The following is a 20,205-nucleotide window of genomic DNA, read 5'->3' as shown; positions in this document are numbered from 1 at the left end:
CCCCCCAAACAACACTGTGGGCGGGGCGGGGGGGGGCGGGTGGTTTTTTTTCCCCCCCCCGGGGCCGCTCGGTTGCTGAATAGCTCTGCCAAGTGTCCTAGAGTGGAACATGGTTGGCTGGCTTGTGCTGCGGAACCGCTTTTTGAAGGACCATCTAAGGGGACTGAACTATGGCTCGCATTGGTGAGAGCACGGATCTGCTCAAGTGCTCTTTCTGCGGAAAGAGCCAGAAGCAGGTGCGGAAGCTCATTGCAGGCCCCGGCGTATACATCTGCGACGAATGCATTGATCTATGCAACGAGATCATTGAAGAGGAGCTCTCCGAGGTAGCCGATCTCGGTACCTTCGAGCTGCCCAAACCGCGGGAGATCTTCGACTCGCTGCAGGAATACGTCATCGGCCAGGAACCGGCCAAGCGTTCCCTCGCCGTCGCCGTCTACAACCACTACAAGCGTATCCAGTCCGGCCACGCCACCCGCAGCACCGGCAACCTCTCGGACGCCGTCGCTGCGGACGAGGTGGAGATCGGCAAGTCCAACATCCTGCTGATCGGCCCCACCGGCTGCGGCAAGACCTACCTCGCGCAGACTCTGGCCCGCCGGCTGAACGTACCGTTCGCCGTCGCCGATGCCACCGCCCTGACCGAGGCAGGCTATGTGGGCGAAGACGTCGAGAACATCCTGCTCAAGCTCATCCAGGCCGCTGACTACGACGTCAAGAAGGCCGAGCAGGGCATCATCTACATTGACGAGATCGACAAGATTTCACGCAAGAGCGAGAACCCCTCCATCACCCGCGACGTTTCCGGCGAGGGTGTGCAGCAGGCGCTGCTGAAAATCCTGGAGGGCACCGTGGCCTCCGTGCCGCCGCAGGGCGGACGCAAGCACCCGCACCAGGAATTCATCCAGATCGACACCACCAACGTCCTCTTCATCGTGGCCGGCGCCTTCGCCGGACTCGAGGAAATTATCGGTTCCCGGTCCGGCCGCAAGGGCATCGGCTTCGGCGCGCCCCTGATCGAGACCACCAAGGGCACGGACTCCTACGCCGAGGTAATGCCCGAAGACCTGCTGAAGTTCGGGCTGATCCCGGAGTTCATCGGCCGCCTGCCGGTGATCACCACGGTGTCCAACCTGGACCGCACGGCACTGATCCGGATCCTCACCGAGCCGAAGAACGCCCTGGTCAAGCAGTTCCAGAAGATGTTCCAGCTCGACGGCGTCGAACTGACCTTCGAGCAGGGCGCCCTGGATGCCATTGCGGACCAGGCCCTGGCCCGCGGCACCGGCGCACGCGGCCTGCGTGCCATCCTGGAGGAAGTCCTGCTGCCGGTGATGTTCGACCTGCCCAGCCGGGACGACGTTGCCACCGTGGTTATCACGGCGGATACCGTCGAGAACAAGGCGGAGCCCACGCTGATCTCCCACGCGGTCGCTACCAAGCGCAGGAACAAATCTGCCTAGAGTGCGGTTGCACACGGTACTGACCACGGCATCCAACGCCGTCGACGACCTTTGAAGGAGACCCGCATGAGTGCTGACCGTTCTGCGTCCACTGCCGATTTCTGGTTTGATCCCATGTGCCCGTTTGCCTGGGTAACCTCCCGCTGGATGGGCGAGGTGGAGCAGGTCCGGGACGTAACCACCAAGTGGCACGTGATGAGCCTGTCCGTCCTCAACGAGGGCCGCGACCTGCCCGAGGAATACCGGCAGCGCATGGACAGCGGCTGGGGCCCGGTCCGCGTGATCATTGCCGCACAGGAACTGCACGGGGACGAGTACGTCAAGAAGCTCTATGACGCCATGGGCACCCGCATCCACGACGGCGGCAACGATGACTTCCCCGCCGTGATCCGCGAGTCCCTGGACGAAGTAGGTTTGCCTGCCGAGCTGGCGCGCTTCGCCGATACGGACGAATACGACGCCCAGCTGCGTGCCTCCCACAAGGAAGGCATCGAGAAGGTGGGCGACGACGTCGGCACCCCCGTAGTGGCCTTCAACGGCACCGCGTTCTTCGGCCCGGTCCTGACGCGCATTCCGCGCGGCGAGGAAGCCGGCACCATGTTCGACGGCGCCGTGATGCTGGCCTCGAACCCGGCCTTCTTTGAACTCAAGCGCAGCCGTACCGAAAATCCCCGCTTCGACTGACACGTCAATTCGGCTGACACGTTAAAAGGCCCGGCCGGATATTTCCGGCCGGGCCTTTCGCGTACCTGCTACTCCGCGGGCGGTGCCAGTTCGACGTCGGAGACGGTCAGCTCGCCCTCGCCGACGGACAGGTTCAGTTCGCGGACATTGCCGGCGGCCTTCAGATCGGCGGAGCCGGCACGCAGCCGCGCCACGGCCCCTTCCGGAGCCGTTACCGTGGCCTTGAGGACCTCGGTGCGCTGCTTGACCTTGGCTTCGGACTTGGCCTTGCGGATGCCGCCCAGGGCGGCGGCGACCGTTCCCAGGATCCCGGCGTCGGCGTCTGCCACGGCCGTGGACAGGCCGTCCACGTTCGGCCACGGTGCCCGGTGCACCGAGCCGGCACGCCACCAGCCCCAGACCTCTTCGGTGGCGAAGGGCAGGAACGGTGCGAACAGGCGCAGCAGCGAATCCAGGGTGGTGGCCAGGGTGGCCAGCACCGAGGCCTGCTCCGCGTCTCCTGCGGCTCCGTAGGCGCGGTCCTTGATCAGCTCCACGTAGTCATCGGTGAAGGACCAGAAGAAGGACTCCGTCAGCTGCAGTGCCTTGGCGTAATCGTAGCGTTCAAAGGCGCTGGTGGCCGCGTTGACGACGTCGGTCAGCTGGGCAAGCAGTGCCAGGTCCAGTGCGTTGGTGATCACCGAGGCGTCATCCAGCGCCACGTTCTTCTCCGTGGCGCCCAGGTTCAGGACGAACTTGGAGGCGTTGAGCAGCTTGATGGCCAACCGGCGGCCGATCTTCATCTGCGCAATCTCGTACGCGGTGTCCGCGCCCAGCTTGGCAGAGGCCGCCCAGTAGCGCACCGCATCGGAGCCGTATTCGTTGAGCACATCGGTGGGGACCACCACGTTGCCCTTGGACTTGGACATCTTCTTGCGGTCCGGGTCCAGGATCCAGCCGGAAATCGCGGCGTGCTTCCAAGGAGCGGCAGCGTTCAGGGCGTCCGCGCGTACCACGGAGGAGAACAGCCAGGTCCGGATGATGTCGTGGCCCTGCGGACGGAGGTCGAACGGGAAGACCTTGGCAAACAGGTCTTCCTCCACGCTCCAGCCGCCCACAATCTGCGGGGTCAGCGAGGAAGTGGCCCAGGTATCCAGGACGTCGGCGTCGCCGATGAACCCGCCGGGCTGGTTCCGCTGGGACTCCTCGTACCCGGGAGCAGCTTCGGCGGCGGGATCCACCGGCAGGGACTCTGATGCCGGCAGCACGGGGTGGTCATAGTCCGGGTTGCCGGATGCGTCCAGCGGGTACCAGACCGGCACCGGAACGCCGAAGAAGCGCTGGCGGGAGACCAGCCAGTCGCCGTTCAGGCCCTCGATCCAGTTCTCGTAGCGGGAGCGCATGAACGCCGGGTGGAAGTCGATTTCCTTGCCCCGGGCAATCAGGCGTTCACGGCGCTCCTCGTCGCGGCCGCCGTTGCGGATGTACCACTGGCGGCTGGTGACCACTTCGAGGGGCTTGTCGCCCTTTTCGAAGAAGTTGACCGGGTGGGTGATCTTCTTGGGCTCGCCGTCGAGGTCGCCGCTTTCGCGCAGCATCTCCACGACGGTCTCTTTGGCGCTGAAGACCGTCTTCGTGGCGAGGGCTGCGTAGTTTTCCTTCGCCTTCTCCGTGGCAATCCACTCCGGAGTATCGGCGAGGACGCGGCCGTCACGGCCGATCACGGCGCGGGTGGGCAGGTTCAGCTCGCGCCACCAGGTCACGTCGGTCAGGTCGCCGAAGGTGCAGATCATGGCGATGCCCGAGCCCTTGTCCGGCTTGGCCAGCGGATGCGCCTTCACCTCAACCTCGACGTCGAACAGCGGGGACTTCACCGTGGTGCCGAACAGGCGCTGGTACCGCTCGTCGTCGGGGTGCGCCACCAGTGCCACGCAGGCCGGCAGCAGTTCGGGACGCGTGGTCTCGATGAAGATCTTCTCGCCGTCGGGGGCATGGAAGCTGATGCGGTGGTAGGCGCCGGGCTGCTCGCGGTCTTCCAGTTCGGCCTGGGCCACGGCGGTGCGGAACGTGACGTCCCAGAGGGTGGGGGCTTCGGCCATGTACGCGTCGCCGGCCCGCAGGTTGTCCAGGAAGGCGCGCTGGCTGACGGCACGTGAGTGGTCGTCGATGGTGCGGTAGGTCCGGTTCCAGTCCACGGACAGGCCCAGGGTGGAGAAGAGGTCCTCGAAGACCTTCTCATCCTCCACAGCCAGTTCCTCGCACAGTTCGATGAAGTTCCGGCGGGAAACGACGTCGAAATCCCGCTGGTTCTTCGCGGCCTTGGCCGGCGGGCGGTAGCCGGCGTCGTACGGCTTGGTGGGGTCGCAGCGCACGCCGTAGTAGTTCTGCACGCGCCGCTCGGTGGGCAGGCCGTTGTCATCCCAGCCCATGGGGTAGAACACGTTCTTGCCGGTCATGCGCTGGTAGCGGGCCATCACGTCGGTCTGGGTGTAGGAGAACATGTGTCCCACGTGGAGCGAACCGGAGGCCGTGGGCGGGGGAGTGTCGATGGAGTAGACCTGCTCCCGGACGGTGTCCGGATTAAACGCGTACGTTCCCTCCTCGCGCCAGCGGCGGCTCAGCTTGGACTCGAGCCCCTCAAGAGCGGGCTTGTCGGGGACGGAAACGGTCTTGGGTGCGTTGTCGGGCGTGTCTGTGCCCGGGATATGTTCAGCCATGGTTTCCATTCTTCCATGCAGGCGTATGCTCTGCGGCACTGTCGGGACCGGGTTCGCCGGCAGTAGCATCCCGGTATGGCTGCCAGCAGGGAATCCTCATCCTGGAACGTGCGGATCCGGCGGATCTATGAACCGCCCGACGGCGGCTTCCGGGTCCTGGTGGACAGGCTGTGGCCGCGCGGGGTGTCCAAGGAAAAGGCGAGCCTGGATGAATGGCTGAAGGACGTGGCGCCCAGCACCGGCCTGCGCAAATGGTTCGGCCACCGTCCGGAGCGCTGGGAGGAGTTTGTGCAGCGCTACCGGGCCGAACTTGCGGACAATCCCGGGGTGGCAGACTTCAACCTCGAGTGCCGGTCCCGGCCGGATACCGTGCTGCTGTACGGGGCGCGGAACGAGAAAGAGAACGAAGCAGTGGTGCTGCGGGACTATCTGCTGGCCGTTCCCGGTCCGGGGGCGTAGGGCTCGCAGGGCAGGGCAGGGCAGGGTTGCCCATGCCGGGCCCTAGCGGTGTCGGAGCCCCAGGGCAGGCTTGTTGCCAAGGCGTTCCCGGCCGAGGGCCCTGGAATTTCCCACGCTTCGGTACGGATGTGGCTGTTGGGACCCCATCAGTCACAGGAGTCCCAGAGCGTGGGAAGTTCAGTTAGGGAAGCTGCCGGGAGAAGGGGCAAGGACCAGGGTGCGGCTGCGGGAGGCTGCCGGCAGAGGGGAACTTCGGCAGGGAGACGGCCGGGAGTGGGGGAGGACGGGTAGAGAGCCGGCTGGAAGTTGGGAGATGTGGAGATAGAGTCCGGCTTGTACCCAGGATGGTTCCAGCCCGATCGCGTGCCTGGAAATTCCCACGCTTCGATACGGATGTGGCTGCTGTGACCCCATCAGTAACAGCAGTCCCGGAGCGTGGGAAGTTCAGGTAGGGAAGCTGCCTGGTGCGGGGAAAAGTGAGCAGGTGCGGCTGCAGCTGGGGGTTTGGAAAGCCGCCGGAGTGGGGAAGAGCGCAATTGCGGACTGAGCCGGCGGCCGGGAAAGAGCTCAGTTTCGAGGCCGGCCGGGTTGGTCACTGTCCCTCCAGAGCAGAGGAATAGGCCACGATGCAGTCCGTTCCCTCACCTGACAGTTCACTGCTCGACCGGAAGATGAGTGCAACTGCGAGGGTGGGGGAATGCAGGAACTCGAGGCATTCCTCAGGTCCAGGCACTGTCTGGCCAGGCAACACACCCTCATAGCAAACGGGTTTTCCCAGCGGCAGGTGGATGCGGCCGTGCGTTCCGGGCTACTTCGGCATGTTGGTCGGGGCCTCCTGGCATTGGAAGGTGCCGATCCGGCCCTGATTGGGGCGGCCTGCAACGGGGCATCGCTGTCCTGCGTTTCCGCGGCCTCCCTCTTGGGCTGGTGGGTGCTGGCACCGGCCGGCACGGTTCATCTCCGGTGCGACAGGGCACTCACCCTCCCGGACGCAGTGCTGCATCGTGGGCGCCGCTCGGGCCACCGGCTGATAGCAGCACCCCGGGAGATTGTCCGCGACGCGTTCCGCTGTCTTCCCAGCGTGGAAGCCCTGGTGATCGCTGAGTCCGCCGTGGTCTGCAACGCCGTGGGGCTGGAAACCCTGAAACAGGAATTTTCAGGACCGAGGGACTGGCGAATCGCCCGACTGCTTGAAACCGTGCGCCGGACGACTGCCTCCCCTCTGGAGGTCTGTGCCCGGTTCCACCTCCTTGCCGCCGGTTTCCGCCCGCAGGAGGAGGTGCTGCTGCCCGGAGTAGGCCGCGTGGACTTCCTCATTGACGGATGGCTGATCGTTGAGATTGACGGCTACGCCTTCCACAGCGGGCGGACGGAATACCGGAAAGACCGGCAGCGCTGGAACTGCTCGACCTCCGGCGGATTGGTCACCTTACGGGTTACTGCCGAGATGATCCTGCACAGTCCGGTCAGCTTCATCGAACTGGTACATCGCACGTGCCGGACCTGGAATCCGCTCTACCCCCGTCTGGGACCGGATGCGGCAGGCGCCGGCGGTCTGGGCCCACGAACCGGTCCGTAACGAACACGGGGAAGAGGCAAACGCTGGCTAAAGTAGCTCCCATGACTGAGATCACACCCAAGCGGGCCGTAGTAACCGGAGCAAGTTCAGGCATTGGAGCCGCCGCAGTGCGGGCGCTGCGTGCCTCGGGCTGGGACGTGGTGGCGGTGGCCCGCCGCGCAGACCGGCTGCAGGCGCTCGCAGAGGAGACCGGCGCCGTCGCCATGGCAGCGGACGTCACCGATGACGCCTCCGTGGCGCGGCTGGCCAGCGAGGTCCTGGCGGACGGGGGAGTGGATGCCCTGATCAACAACGCAGGCGGAGCCTTCGGACTGGACCCGGTGGCCACCGGAAGCATCAGCGACTGGCAGCGGATGTACGACGTCAACGTCCTCGGGGCCCTGCGGATGACCCAGGCCTTCCTCCCCGCCCTGCGGGACAGCGGACGCGGCTCCGTGCTGCTGCTGACCTCGACGGCGGCGTCCACTGCCTATGAGGGTGGCGCCGGCTACTGCGCGGCCAAGTCGGGCGAGGAAATGCTTGCACGGACCCTGCGGCTGGAGGAAGCCGAGCACAACGTGCGCGTCATCGAGATTGCCCCCGGCATGGTGCGGACCGAGGAGTTCTCCCTGAACCGGCTGGGCGATCCGGCCGCGGCCGACAAGGTGTACGCCGGAGTGAAGAAGCCCCTCACCGCCGAGGACGTCGCCGAAGTGATGGCCTTTTCCCTGAACCTGCCGCACCACGTGAACCTGGACCAGGTTGTGCTGCGCCCGCTGGCCCAGGCGGCCCAGCACAAAGTCATCCGCACCGGGCAGTAACCGGGCAGTAACCGGGCAGTAACCGGGCGAAGCCTGCCCCCGCGGCAGACTCGGTGGGCAGGCTTTCGCCGCGCCCGGTTCGCCTGCCAGGGGCAGTGCTTCGACAACCGGCGCGGGCGTGGCCTAAACTTGTGCGAAGCAGCACTGACCCGGCCATCACCGGTGAGCTTCCGGAAGAACAGCAGGCAGCCAAACGTACGGCGGCAGGCCCAGTAGAACCGGACGGGTAAGCCCGTCACAGCAGTCAACGAGCGGCAGTCGCGCGTATCCCGGCCCCGGCCGGTGTGCACACGGCGGCAAGCGAGGTGGTACCGCGGTTTACCGCCGTCCTTCGGGGCGGTCCGGAAACGCCGCCCTCGCATCCTGAATTCCACAGCCAGATTTACTTGCCGCTACCAGGATGTCGAAAATGCCTTCTGTATACCCCAAAGCCAGCACCGGCGACGGCGCTGCCGTCCCCTCCTCGCCCCGGTTCCCCGAACTCGAAGAACGCGTTCTGAAGTACTGGGACCAGGACGGCACTTTCCAGGCCTCCATCGATGCCCGCCCCGCCGGCCGCGACGGCGACAATGAGTTTGTCTTCTACGACGGCCCGCCCTTCGCCAACGGCCTGCCGCACTACGGCCACCTGCTGACCGGCTACGTCAAGGACCTGGTTGCCCGCTACCAGACGCAGCGCGGCCGCCGCGTGGAGCGCCGCTTCGGCTGGGACACCCACGGGCTGCCCGCCGAGCTCGAAGCCATGAAGCAGCTGGGCATGAGCGACAAGGTCCAGATCGAGAAGATGGGCATCGACAAGTTCAACGATGCCTGCCGTGCCTCGGTGATGAAGTACTCCGGCGAGTGGCAGGACTACGTCACCCGCCAGGCCCGCTGGGTGGACTTCGAAAACGACTACAAGACGCTCAACGTCGAGTACATGGAGTCGGTCATCTGGGCGTTTAAGACCCTGCATGAAAAGGGCCTGACCTACAGCGGTTTCCGCGTGCTTCCGTACTGCTGGAAGGACGAGACGCCGCTGTCCAACCATGAGCTGCGCATGGACGACGACGTCTACAAGATGCGCCAGGACCAGACGGTCACTGTCACGTTCCCGCTGGTCGCCGGAGACAACGTACTCTCCGCCGAACTCGAGGGCGTCAAAGCCATCGCGTGGACCACCACGCCGTGGACCCTGCCCACCAACATGGCCCTCGCCGTCGGACCCGAGGTCCGCTACGCCGTCGTGCCCGCTGGCCCGAACGGCACGCAGGCAGGGGAGGGCCGGTTCCTCCTGGCCGAGGACCTCGTCGGTTCCTACGCCAAGGACCTGGGGTACGACGACGCCGAGGCCGCCCGCGCCTCCGTCAGCGCCGTGCACCTGGGCAAGGACCTTGCCGGGCTGCGGTACGAACCGCTGTGGAACATCTACACCGACACCGAAAAGTGGGGCACCGAAAACGCCTGGCGGATAGTCACGGCGGACTACGTCACCACTACCGACGGCACCGGTGTTGTCCACCAGGCTCCGGCCTATGGTGAAGATGACCAGAAGGTCTGCGAGGAGAACGGCATCCCCGTGATCCTGTCCGTGGACGAGGGCGGCAAGTTCCTGCCCATGTTCGCCCAGACCGCGCTGGAGGACATCGCCGCCCTGCAGGTCTTCGATGCCAACAAACCCATCACCAAGGTGCTGAAGGCCGAAGGCCGGCTGCTTCGCCAGGCCAGCTACGAGCACAGCTACCCGCACTGCTGGCGGTGCCGGAACCCGCTGATCTACAAGGCTGTCTCCTCCTGGTTCGTGGAGGTCACCAAGATCAAGGACCGCATGGTCGAACTGAACCAGCAGATCAACTGGATCCCGGAGAACGTCAAGGACGGCCAGTTCGGCAAGTGGCTGGAAAACGCCCGCGACTGGTCCATCAGCCGCAACCGCTACTGGGGCAGCCCCATCCCGGTCTGGGTTTCGGATGACCCCAACTACCCGCGTACCGACGTTTACGGTTCGCTGGCCGAAATGGAAGCCGACTTCGGCCGCCTGCCGCTGAACAAGGAGGGCAAGCCGGACCTGCACCGCCCGTTTATCGACGAGCTGACCCGGCCCAACCCGGACGACCCCCGCACCCCGGAAGAGGGCCAGTCCACCATGCGCCGCGTGGAGGACGTGCTGGACGTCTGGTTCGACTCCGGATCCATGCCGTACGCCCAGGTCCACTACCCGATGGAGAACGCCGACTGGTTCGAGCACCACAACCCGGGCGACTTCATCGTGGAGTACATCGGCCAGACCCGCGGCTGGTTCTACACGCTGCACGTGCTCGCCACTGCACTGTTTGACCGGCCGGCGTTCCGCAACGTCAGCAGCCACGGCATTGTCCTGGGCTCCGACGGGCAGAAGATGTCCAAGTCGCTGCGCAACTACCCCGACGTGTCCGAGGTCCTGGACCGCGACGGCTCCGATGCCATGCGCTGGTTCCTGATGGCCTCGCCCATCCTGCGCGGCGGCAACCTGATTGTCACCGAACAGGGCATCCGCGACGGCGTCCGCCAGGCCATCCTGCCGCTGTGGAACGTCTGGCACTTCTTCAGCCTGTACACCAACGCCGCGAACAACGGCAACGGCTACGAGGCGAAGGCCCGCTACGACTCCACCGAGCCGCTGGACCGCTACCTGCTCGCCGCCACCGGCGACCTGGTGCGGGAAATAACCACGGCCCTGGACACCTACGACGTGTCCGTGGGGTGCGAGATCCTGCGCGCCTACATGGACACGCTGACCAACTGGTACATCCGCCGCAGCCGCACCCGGTTCTTCGACGAAGATCCGCAGGCGTTCGACGTGCTGTACACGTGCCTGGAAACGGTGTGCCGCGTGGCTGCCCCGCTGCTGCCGCTTATCGGTGAGGAAATCTGGCGGGGCCTGACCGGCGGACGCTCGGTGCACCTGACGGATTGGCCGGATGCGGACCTGTTCCCGAAGGATCCGGACCTGGTGGCACGGATGGACCTGACCCGCCGCATTGCCTCGGTGGGTTCCTCCCTGCGCAAGGGCGCGAACCTGCGGGTCCGCCTGCCGCTGTCCGAAATGACCGTCGTCGCGCCTGACGCACAGTCCCTTACGGGCCAGTTCGCCGCGATCATCGCCGACGAACTGAACCTGAAGAACGTGCGCCTGGTAGACGCCGCGTCCGCGGACCCGGCCGAGTTCGGCATCAGCCAGAAGCTCGTGGTTAACGCCCGCGCTGCCGGCCCCCGGCTGGGCAAGAACGTGCAGACGGCCATCAAGGCCGCCAAATCGGGCGACTGGTCAGTGGACGACGCCGGCACGGTCACCGCGGGCGGGCTCGCCCTTGAAGAGCACGAGTACACGCTCGAAACCGTGGTGGAGTCCGGCGAAGGTGAATCGGCCAAGGCCGTTGCCGTGCTGCCGGGCGGCGGGTTCCTGGTGCTGAACACCGAGGTCACCCCCGAACTGGCCGCCGAGGGTACCGCCCGCGACGGCATCCGCGCCATCCAGCAGGCCCGCCGGGACGCCGACCTGCACATCAGCGACCGCATCCGCACCCGGATCAGCACCGGCGAAGCGGAAGCAGCAGCCCTCGAGGCCAACATCAGCCTGATCAAGGCTGAAACCCTCACCGCGGACCTGATTGTTGTCGGTGACCTCACGGTCACGGACGACGAGAAGGACAGCGGGAAATTCATCGTCACAGTGGAGAAGATCTAATGAGCGCAGCAGACCGTCCGTCCGGTTCGATTGACGGTTTCTCGGTGGAGAGCGTGTACGCCGAGCTGCTCAGCCGTGCCCCGGAAAACAAGATGGAGCCGCGCCTGGCTCCGCTCTTCCGGGCCATGGAAGTGCTGGGGGAACCCAACAAGGCGTTCCCGATCATCCACATCACCGGCACCAACGGCAAAACGTCCACGGCCCGCCTGATTGAAGGCGGGCTGCGCGCCTACGGGCTGCGGACCGGCCGCTACACCAGCCCGCACCTGACCCGGGTGACGGAGCGGATCAGCATTGACGGCGAGCCCGTCAGTGACGAAACGTTTGTCCGGATCTGGGATGAAATCCGCCCCTACCTGGACATTGTCGACGGCGAGCTGGAAGCAGCGGGGGAGCCGCGGCTGACCTACTTCGAGGCCCTGACCATCCTGGCGTTCGCCGTCTTCGCGGACGAGCCCGTGGACGCGGCAGTCATTGAGGTGGGACTGGGCGGCATCACCGATGCCACGAACGTGGGCGACGGCACCGTTTCCGTCATTACGCCCATCTCGCTGGACCACACCGAACTGCTCGGTGACGACGTCGCCGACATCGCCTATGAGAAGGCGGGCATCATCAAGGAGGGCGGTTTCCTGATCAGCGCCGCGCAGCCCATGGAGGCCGCGACGGTGCTGCTGGAGAAGGCACGCGAGACGGGCGTACCGTTCCGGTTCGAAGGCGTGGAGTTCGGCGTCGAATCCCGCGTGATGGCCGTGGGCGGACAGATGGTCACCGTCAACGGCCTGGCCGGGCGCTACGAGGAGCTGCTGGTTCCCCTGCACGGCGCGCACCAGGCGCAGAACGCGGCAGTTGCCGTCGCGGCCCTGGAAGCGTTTATCGGCGGCGGTTCCAAGGAGCTCGACGTCGAACTGCTCCGTACCGGGTTCTCCACCGTCACCTCGCCCGGCCGCCTGGAAGTGGTCCGCACCGCGCCCACCATCGTGGTCGACGCCGCGCACAACCCGGCGGGCGCCCGCGCCTCGGCCGAGGCGCTGCGTGAGTCCTTCAACTTCACCACTTTGGTGCTGGTGGTGGGGATCCTGGCGGAGAAGGACGCCGTCGGGATCCTCAGCGAGCTGCGTGAGCAGCTTGGGGACCTGGTCAGCAGCGTTGTGCTGACCCAGTCCAATTCCCCGCGGGCAATCCCCGCCGAGGAACTGGTCCAGGACGCAGTGGACGCCGGTTTCGCGGACGAGGACATCCGGGTCGAAGCAGGACTGGACAACGCACTGGAGCTGGCCGTGGCCAAGGCCGAAGAGAACAACGACCTTGCCGGCGGTGTCCTGGTGGTCGGTTCCATTACCCTGGTCGCCGAAGCGCGCACCCTCCTCGGAAAGTAGGTTCGCAGATATGGCAAAACTGACCAAGGCGCAGCGCGAATGGCGTCCGGGCATGCCCAAGAAGCGCCGTTCGGTGAAGGTAATGTTCGCATCCACGGTGCTGACACTCGAAGCGTTCGTAGTGCTTTTCGGGACCCTCGCCGTTTTCGGCCTGCACCGCGGGACCGTTTCGCCCGTGCTGCTGCTGGGCGGGGGCATCCTGCTGGCGGCGGCACTGGTTGGCACCTGCGCCGTGCTGTCCAAGCCGGCCGGACCGCTGATCGGCTGGATCCTGCAGCTGGTCATCATTGCCTCCGGCTTCCTGGAGCCGACCATGTTCTTAGTAGGCGTGCTGTTTGCGCTGACCTGGTGGTACGGCCTGCGGGCCGGGATGCGGCTGGACCGGGAGAACCGGGAACGGGACCGCATGCAGGCCGAGTGGGAGCAGGCCCATCCGGAAGAGGCCGGGCCTTCAACGGCACCGGGCACCGACTAGGCTTAGAACCAGTTACCCGAACTTCCAAGGAGATACACCGTGAGCATTGAGCGCACACTTGTCCTGGTTAAGCCCGACGGCGTCGAGCGCCGCCTCACCGGCGCCATCCTGGCCCGGATCGAGGCCAAAGGCTACACCGTGGCTGAACTGAAGAAGACCGCAGCCACCCGGGCCATCCTCGAAGAGCACTACGAGGAGCATCAGGGCAAGCCGTTCTACGAGCCGCTCGTTGAGTTCATGCTCAGCGGTCCGGTTGTAGCGATGGTCCTGGAAGGCGAACGCGTCATCGAGGGCTTCCGATCGCTGGCCGGCACCACGGATCCGACGACGGCGGCCCCGGGCACCATCCGCGGCGACTTCGGCCGTGACTGGGGTACGGCCGTGCAGCAGAACCTGGTCCACGGTTCCGATTCGCCCGAATCAGCCTCCCGGGAAATCGGCATCTGGTTCAAGTAACCCGTCAGGCAGAAAAAAGGGCCGGCCCCCAGCGGGGTGCCGGCCCTTTTTCTGCCCGGGGGAGGGGCACTGCTACGGAATGAGCTTTTCGTCCCGCAGCCGTGCGAAGAGTTCCTTGAAGGCGTCTTCGGTGCGGCGGTAGCCGGTGAAGCCTGCCAACCGGCTCTTGCTCATGTCGGTCAGCACCTCCACGTTCCGGCCCAGGTCGGCGTCGGTGTGCCACCATGACGCCAGCCTGGTGATGTCGGTTTCGGCGAGCCCGTGCCGGACGGCCAGCTCCTTCCAGGCCTCCTCCATGCCGGCCATCTGCTCCTCGAGCGGACGGGGAACGGTGTCGAAGCCTTCGGGCGTAACGCCGAATTCTGCAGCCAGCCGCGGCCAGAGTGAACGCCAGCGGAAAACGTCGCCGTTGACCACGTTGTAGGCCTCATTGGCGGTGTTCGGGTCCGTGGCCGCCCAGAGCATGTGCTCGGCAAGCAGCCCGGCGTCGGTCATGTCCGTGATCGAGTTCCACTGGGTTTCCGAGCCCGGGAAAATAAAGGGCAGGCCCAGTTCCTTGCAGAGGGTGGCCTGCACAGCGAGGGTCTGGCCCATGTTCATGGCGTTGCCTACGGCGAAGCCGATCACCGTGTGGGAGCGGTGCACGGACCAGGCGAAGCCCTGCCGCTGCGCCGCGGCCATCAGTTCGTCTTCCTGCGCGTAGTAGAAGTTGTCCACGGGCAGTCGCGGTTCCTCTTCCGAGAACGGCGTATCCGGCATGGGGCCTTCGCCGTACGCTTCGAAGGGGCCCATATAGTGCTTGAGGCCGGTCATCAGCGCCACGTGTTCCAGCGGCGCGTCTTCCAGTGCTGCCAGGAGGTTCCGGACCATGCCGGCATTCACCGCGATGTTTTCGACTTCGGTTTCCTGCCGGGACCAGGAGGTGAAGAAGACGTGCGTGGGACGCGCATCCTTCAGCGCTGCTGCGAGCGACGCCGGCGAGGTCAGGTCAGCGGCTACGGGGACGACCCCGGGCCGGGACGGATCGGGGCTGCCGCCCTTGCGTGAGAGGGCCAGCACTTGCCAGCCCTCCCGGGTGAGCAGTTCGACCAGCGCCGCGCCTGCGATTCCGGTGGCACCGGCCACGAGCGCTGTGCCCGGTGTGTTTGGGCCTGCGGATGTTGTCCTAAGCATGGATCTCCTTACGGTTTCCGGCGGCAGAAAGTGCCTGCGCCTTCCTTTGCGGCAACCGGAATTGCAGCGGGGATATTCCACCCGCACGCGCTGATCATGCCTATGCTGTCCGCATGGCACTCATCTATGACGCAGAGCTGCGTCCGGGAAAACTGGAACTGATCTCCGACTGGCTGCCGAGGGCGCGGTGGTTTCCCTCGACGGAACCGGTCACGGCACGGAAACTCGGGGCCTTCCGCTTTGAGGACCCGGAAGGCGCAGTGGGGATTGAAACCCTTATTGTTGCCGCCGGTTCACGGGTGGTTCAGGTACCGCTGACCTACCGGGATGCACCGCTGGCCGGTGCGGAGCGGTTCCTGATCACCGAGATGGACCACTCGGTGCTGGGCCGCCGCTGGGTCTACGACGCGGCCGGGGACCCGGTGTACGCGGCCGCGCTGGAAGCGGCGCTCTTCTCTCGGCAGGGCCAGGCACCCCAATACACCGAGCGCGACGGCGTGCGCGAACTGCTGCCCGAGTCCATGCGGGTCTTCACCAGCGGGATGCCCGACGGCGCCGAACTGGCGGACGCGCCGGCGGAAGAACCGCAGGACTGGACCGTGTCCGTGCTGGAGCAGAGCGGCTGGGAGCTCTCAGTGGTCCGGCTGCTTGACCTGGACGGACGCACGGCACCGGACCCCTCGCTCCAGGCGACCTGGGAAGGCCAGGATTTCCCCGTGGTGCTGGCATGGGGAATGCCGAACGCGGGCTAGGCAGGGAGGGCCGGGCACCGCCGCCGGCGGCTACGCCGTTAGCTTCCGATGAAGGAATTCATAAAGCGGAAGAAGATGGACGCCGCCGTGGCCACCCAGAGCAGGACAACGATGGCCCAGGCCCACTCCGTGAGGAACCGCACCAGCCCCGCCGGTGCCGGAATGACGCCCGCTGCAAGGTTACGGATGGTGGTGAACACGAACAAAGGAATCATTGCCGCCCACACCACGATGCAGTAGATGCACAGTACGTAGATATCGAACAGGGCCTGGCTCCACAGCCACACAACGAAGACCATGCCCAGCGTGACGCCTGCCTGCAGGCCCACCCAGTACCAGCGGGCAAACTGTGCGCGGGCCAGCAGGCCCACGGCGGTGGTAATGGTGACGGCGAAGGCCACAATGCCGATCAGCGGGTTGGGGAAGCCGAAGAGCGAGGCCTGCCAGGTCTGGAAGACCGTTCCGCAGGAGACCCAGGGGCTGATGTCACAGCTGGTGATGTAGTTTGCGTCGGCGTACACATGCAGCCGTTCGATGACCAGGATGCCCGAGGCAAGCCAGCCAATTACGGACGTGGCGAGCAGGGTCCAGATAAAGGGCCGCCGTTCCGGCCCAACGGCCTGTGCCGATGCCGCCCGGGACGGGGCGGGGTCAGCCGGCCGGACGCCGGAAGTTTGACGGGCTGCGCTGGAGGGCACGGAAGCTCCTTTTACCGAGTAGTTGTCTGCGTCGAGTCTAAGGGTTCATACGGGCCAAAAAGGCGGCCATGTGAGATAATGTCTTTGGCTGGTGACGGAACCACATTCCGCCATCGGTCCAGCGACAGGCTTCCGGTTCTGCCGGTGACGCTTCCCATGCAGTTCGCCCATCAATCCGGGTGGGAACCAGGGAATCCGCCGATCAGACCGACCCATAGCCGTGCCGCTGGTCTTCGAGTGATCCCGCGCCCCACAGTCGGCGCGACCTCGGATGACATCCAGACGACTTCCGGCCGGCGGGCAGGCTGCGATGCCACCGCACGGCCGACACATTGCCCTTCGGCATTGGAATGTGGCCAGTGCCGCAGGGCCGGAGCATAGGCCTAAATGAATAACCAGAACGACTTGACCAATGAACTAGTTGCAGAAGGTACCGCCGCAGGGGAAGGGGCTTCGCAGGCCCAGCCGGCCGTCAAGAAAGCCACCCGCACCCGCCGCAAGTCATCATCGCCGGTCACCTCGCCGGCAAAGACGCAGGAACCGGCGCAGGAACAGTCGCCGGAAGCTGCCGCCGTTCCTGACGCCGAAGACTCGGCTGCCGCCGTTGCCGAAAAGCCCAAGCGTGTCCGCGCCCCCCGCAAAAAAGCCGTATCCACGACTGCCGTGTCTGCACCGGTTGAATCTGTAGCAGCCGAACCGGCCGCGGGTCCGGAGGCCGTCCCCGCAGCGGTAACGCAGGAGCATGCAGCAGGCGACGCCGTCGAGCCGGCTGCCGTGGAAGCGGATGCCCCCGCCAAGGCCGTGCGCCGGCGCCGCGCCCCCGCCAAGAAGAAGCCAGCGGAAGCGCTTGAAGCCGAGACCTCCGCTGCCGCAGCTGAGCCGGTGCATGCCGCGGTACCCGCAGCAGAGGAAGTGCCTGCAGCAGATGAAGTGCCTGCATCAGATGAAGTGACACTGGCCGCCCGCCCCGAGGCGGAAGCCGAAGCCCCGGCGCCGAAGACCCGAACCCGCCGCCGTGCCGGCACGCCCGCCGGTCCGGCCCGCTCTGCGGAAGCAGCAGTTCCGTCCGCCGAAACCGCCGCGGAGCCCGTACTCCCGGACGCAACTGAGTCGGCCGCGACCGAAGCGGCTGCACCCGCAGGCCCCGCATCGGCACTGGATCCGTTTGCGGTTCCCGAATCACCCACCTCGGTGCTCTTCCATGCCCCGGACCTTTCCGCCGTCCGCTCCCTGCCCGTGGTCAAGGCTGCGGACACCGACCCGGCCGCAGAAGACGACGAAGAGTCTGCCGATTCCACCCGGTCCCGCTCGCGCCGCAGCCGGCGCAGCCGCAGCCGTGCCGGGGCCGAGGCAGGCACCGGTGAGGAGAACGCTTCAACCGGACCGGAGGACAGCGAGGCCGGCGGCGTGACCTCCCGCCGCCGCCGCCGTCGCCGGCGTGGAGATGCAGATCTGGAACTGACCGGGGGAGCGGACGACGATCCGCCCAACACGGTTACCCGGGTCCGCGCCCCGCGCGCCCATGCCGACGCACCGGCGTCGGACCGCGTGACCAGCGTCAAGGGTTCCACGCGTCTGGAAGCCAAGAAGCAGCGCCGCCGCGAGTCCCGCGAGTCCGGCCGCCGCCGCCACGTGATCACCGAGGCCGAGTTCCTGGCGCGCCGCGAATCCGTTGACCGGCAGATGATTGTCCGCCAGCGCGACGAGCGGATTCAGATCGGCGTGCTTGAAGACGGCGTGCTGGCGGAACACTTTGTATCCAACACCCAGCAGGACTCCCTGATTGGCAACGTGTACGTGGGCAAGGTCCAGAACGTGCTGCCCAGCATGGAAGCCGCCTTTGTGGACATCGGCCGCGGCCGCAACGCCGTGCTGTACGCCGGCGAGGTCAATTGGGACGCCGCCGGCCTGGACGGCCAGCCGCGCCGCATCGAGCTGGCGCTGAAGTCCGGCGATTCCGTACTGGTGCAGGTCACCAAGGATCCCGTAGGCCACAAGGGCGCCCGGCTGACCAGCCAGATCTCCCTGCCCGGACGCTACCTGGTGTACGTGCCGGGCGGCTCCATGACCGGCATTTCCCGCAAGCTGCCGGACGTGGAACGCAACCGGCTGAAGAAAATCCTCAAGGACCACCTGCCGGAGAACGCGGGCGTTATTGTCCGCACGGCTGCCGAAGGTGCCAGCGAGGAAGAGTTGATGAATGACATCAACCGCCTGCGTGCCCAGTGGGAAACCATCGATGCCAAGGCCAAGTCCACCAAGACGCTGCCCCCTGAACTGCTCTACGGCGAACCGGACCTGACCATCAAGGTGGTCCGTGACGTCTTCAACGAGGATTTCTCCAAGCTGGTGGTTTCCGGCGAGGAAGCCTGGGACACCATCGAGGCCTACGTGACCTACGTGGCCCCGGACCTGGTGGGACGCCTGGAGAAGTGGACCAAGGACGAAGACATCTTCGCCGCGCACCGCATCGACGAGCAGATTGCCAAGGCACTGGACCGCAAGGTCTTCCTCCCCTCCGGCGGCTCGCTGGTGATTGACCGCACCGAAGCCATGACCGTGGTAGACGTGAACACCGGCAAGTTCACCGGCAGCGGCGGCAACCTGGAAGAAACCGTCACCAAGAACAACCTGGAGGCAGCCGAGGAAGTGGTCCGCCAGCTGCGGCTGCGCGACATCGGCGGCATCATCGTCATCGACTTCATCGACATGGTCCTTGAAGCCAACCGCGACCTGGTGCTCCGGCGCCTGGTGGAATGCCTGGGCCGCGACCGGACCAAGCACCAGGTAGCCGAAGTGACCTCGCTGGGCCTGGTCCAGATGACCCGCAAGCGGATGGGCACGGGCCTGCTGGAAGTCTTCGGCGAGACCTGTGAACACTGCGAAGGCCGCGGCGTCATCACGCAGGATGTCCCGGTGGAACACCGCCGCAGTACCAGCCACACGCCCGCTGCCGCCCCGGCGCATGCCGTTGGCGAGGACAACCATCAGCAGCACCTCAAGCAGGAGAAGCAGTCCCGCGGAGACCGGAAGCGCAACCGCAGCCGGGATCGGGACCGTGTGCAGCCGGTCCAGCCCGCTGAGCAGCAGCCCGCTGCGGAGGAGCCGGACCATGGGGACGCCGAGCGCCAGGCAAAGGCAGAGGCGGCCCGTGCAGCCCTGGCCAGCATTGCCGCAGCAACCGCGGCCGCCCACGAGGTGGTCGAAGCTGCCGCCAACGGCAACGGGGTATCAGATGCCGCCGCAGCCAGGGCAGACGAAGCCCAGGCAGACGGAGGCGACACCGAGCCCGGTGCCGTCCTGAACATCCAGGGTGAGACCGTGGTGGTGCCGCGCCGGCAGCGCCGCCGCCCGGTGAAGGAAGAGCCTGCCCTCACGCTGGAGAGCCTCACGGAGGCCTTCAACGAGGTGGCTTCCGCCGTTGCCCACGAACCGGCCGCTCCGGCGGCTCCGGAACAGCGCAGTGAGGATCAGGCTGCTCCGGAACAGGGCAGTGAGGATCAGGCCGCTTCGCAGCGTGCTGCCGCACCCGCGCCGGCCCGCCCGGCCCGTCGCCGCAGGGCTGCCAGCAGCCCGCAGGGCGCAGCGGAGGTCACCGCACCCCGGCACTATGCCTCTGCTGAACCGTCCCGGCATACGGTCACGGCCGAGCCTGCGGCGCCGGCGCCCCGCGAAGAGAAGGCCGGCGCCCCGGTCATCCTGGGCGTAGGCGTGCCCGCGTCCGAGCTGTAGTACCGCGAGGTGCCGGCAGCGCCGGTGCCTGTTGGGCGGCGGGGTCCATATGGACCCTGCCGCCCTTGGCATTTAATCCGGCGCGGCTGTCCGACACGGCCCGGAGGGCCGGAAGGGGCCGATGCCGGGAACAGCGCCCGGATAGGATAAAGT

At 66.3% G+C, this 20,205-nt stretch carries 14 protein-coding genes; 11 read left to right on the top strand and 3 right to left on the bottom strand.

Annotated elements, in window-relative coordinates:
• Positions 1-170 precede the first annotated feature (170 nt).
• The gene (clpX, locus tag QNN98_RS10305; RefSeq protein ID WP_227911634.1) at positions 171-1,463 is read left to right on the top strand and encodes an ATP-dependent Clp protease ATP-binding subunit ClpX; all 1,293 of its coding nucleotides are present in this window, start codon (positions 171-173) and stop codon (positions 1,461-1,463) included.
• Positions 1,464-1,529: 66 nt separating this feature from the next.
• On the top strand, positions 1,530-2,147 hold the full coding sequence (locus QNN98_RS10300; RefSeq protein WP_227911633.1) for a mycothiol-dependent nitroreductase Rv2466c family protein: 618 nt from the start codon (positions 1,530-1,532) through the stop codon (positions 2,145-2,147).
• A 68-nt stretch (positions 2,148-2,215) separates the two neighbouring features.
• On the opposite strand, the gene valS is transcribed toward QNN98_RS10300, so the two are convergent.
• Complete coding sequence (gene valS, locus QNN98_RS10295; protein ID WP_283996977.1) at positions 2,216-4,843, bottom strand: valine--tRNA ligase; 2,628 nt, start codon at positions 4,841-4,843, stop codon at positions 2,216-2,218.
• 75 nt (positions 4,844-4,918) lie between these two features.
• On the opposite strand from valS, the gene QNN98_RS10290 reads away from it, so the two are divergent.
• The 7 genes from QNN98_RS10290 to ndk all read left to right on the top strand — a co-directional run bounded on the left by QNN98_RS10290 (position 4,919) and on the right by ndk (position 13,697).
• The gene (locus QNN98_RS10290) at positions 4,919-5,302 is read left to right on the top strand and encodes a DUF488 domain-containing protein (protein WP_227911631.1); all 384 of its coding nucleotides are present in this window, start codon (positions 4,919-4,921) and stop codon (positions 5,300-5,302) included.
• Between the two features lie 994 nt (positions 5,303-6,296).
• Positions 6,297-6,881 carry a putative endonuclease domain-containing protein gene (locus tag QNN98_RS10285; RefSeq protein WP_283996976.1) on the top strand — a complete coding sequence of 195 codons (585 nt, stop codon included), beginning with the start codon at positions 6,297-6,299 and terminating at the stop codon, positions 6,879-6,881.
• A 41-nt stretch (positions 6,882-6,922) separates the two neighbouring features.
• Positions 6,923-7,681, top strand: a complete 759-nt coding sequence (locus QNN98_RS10280; RefSeq protein ID WP_283996975.1) for an SDR family oxidoreductase — start codon at positions 6,923-6,925, stop codon at positions 7,679-7,681.
• Between the two features lie 400 nt (positions 7,682-8,081).
• Positions 8,082-11,387: an isoleucine--tRNA ligase gene (gene ileS, locus QNN98_RS10275; RefSeq protein ID WP_502864685.1), complete on the top strand. Its 3,306-nt coding sequence runs from the start codon at positions 8,082-8,084 to the stop codon at positions 11,385-11,387.
• Positions 11,387-12,766 carry a bifunctional folylpolyglutamate synthase/dihydrofolate synthase gene (locus QNN98_RS10270; protein ID WP_283996973.1) on the top strand — a complete coding sequence of 460 codons (1,380 nt, stop codon included), beginning with the start codon at positions 11,387-11,389 and terminating at the stop codon, positions 12,764-12,766. The genes ileS and QNN98_RS10270 overlap by 1 nt, the downstream gene beginning before the upstream one ends.
• Positions 12,767-12,776: 10 nt before the next feature.
• A complete protein-coding gene (locus QNN98_RS10265; RefSeq protein ID WP_283996972.1) occupies positions 12,777-13,241 on the top strand; it encodes a DUF4233 domain-containing protein in 465 nt (154 codons plus the stop codon).
• A 39-nt stretch (positions 13,242-13,280) separates the two neighbouring features.
• The gene (ndk, locus tag QNN98_RS10260) at positions 13,281-13,697 is read left to right on the top strand and encodes a nucleoside-diphosphate kinase (RefSeq protein ID WP_227911625.1); all 417 of its coding nucleotides are present in this window, start codon (positions 13,281-13,283) and stop codon (positions 13,695-13,697) included.
• 72 nt (positions 13,698-13,769) lie between these two features.
• On the opposite strand, the gene QNN98_RS10255 is transcribed toward ndk, so the two are convergent.
• The gene (locus tag QNN98_RS10255; RefSeq protein WP_227926135.1) at positions 13,770-14,870 is read right to left on the bottom strand and encodes an SDR family oxidoreductase; all 1,101 of its coding nucleotides are present in this window, start codon (positions 14,868-14,870) and stop codon (positions 13,770-13,772) included.
• A gap of 113 nt (positions 14,871-14,983) precedes the next feature.
• Here QNN98_RS10255 and QNN98_RS10250 point away from each other — a divergent pair, with 113 nt between their 5' ends.
• Positions 14,984-15,622 carry a CG0192-related protein gene (locus QNN98_RS10250; protein WP_283996971.1) on the top strand — a complete coding sequence of 213 codons (639 nt, stop codon included), beginning with the start codon at positions 14,984-14,986 and terminating at the stop codon, positions 15,620-15,622.
• Between the two features lie 38 nt (positions 15,623-15,660).
• On the opposite strand, the gene QNN98_RS10245 is transcribed toward QNN98_RS10250, so the two are convergent.
• On the bottom strand, positions 15,661-16,320 hold the full coding sequence (locus QNN98_RS10245; protein WP_442860138.1) for a vitamin K epoxide reductase family protein: 660 nt from the start codon (positions 16,318-16,320) through the stop codon (positions 15,661-15,663).
• A gap of 387 nt (positions 16,321-16,707) precedes the next feature.
• On the opposite strand from QNN98_RS10245, the gene QNN98_RS10240 reads away from it, so the two are divergent.
• Positions 16,708-20,052 (top strand): Rne/Rng family ribonuclease, encoded by a 3,345-nt coding sequence (locus QNN98_RS10240; RefSeq protein WP_283996970.1) that lies wholly within the window; start codon positions 16,708-16,710, stop codon positions 20,050-20,052.
• Positions 20,053-20,205: the final 153 nt, after the last annotated feature.

This window comes from Arthrobacter sp. zg-Y1143 (assembly GCF_030125565.1).
GTDB lineage: Bacteria > Actinomycetota > Actinomycetes > Actinomycetales > Micrococcaceae > Arthrobacter_B.
This window is presented reverse-complemented; position numbering and strand designations above follow the sequence as displayed.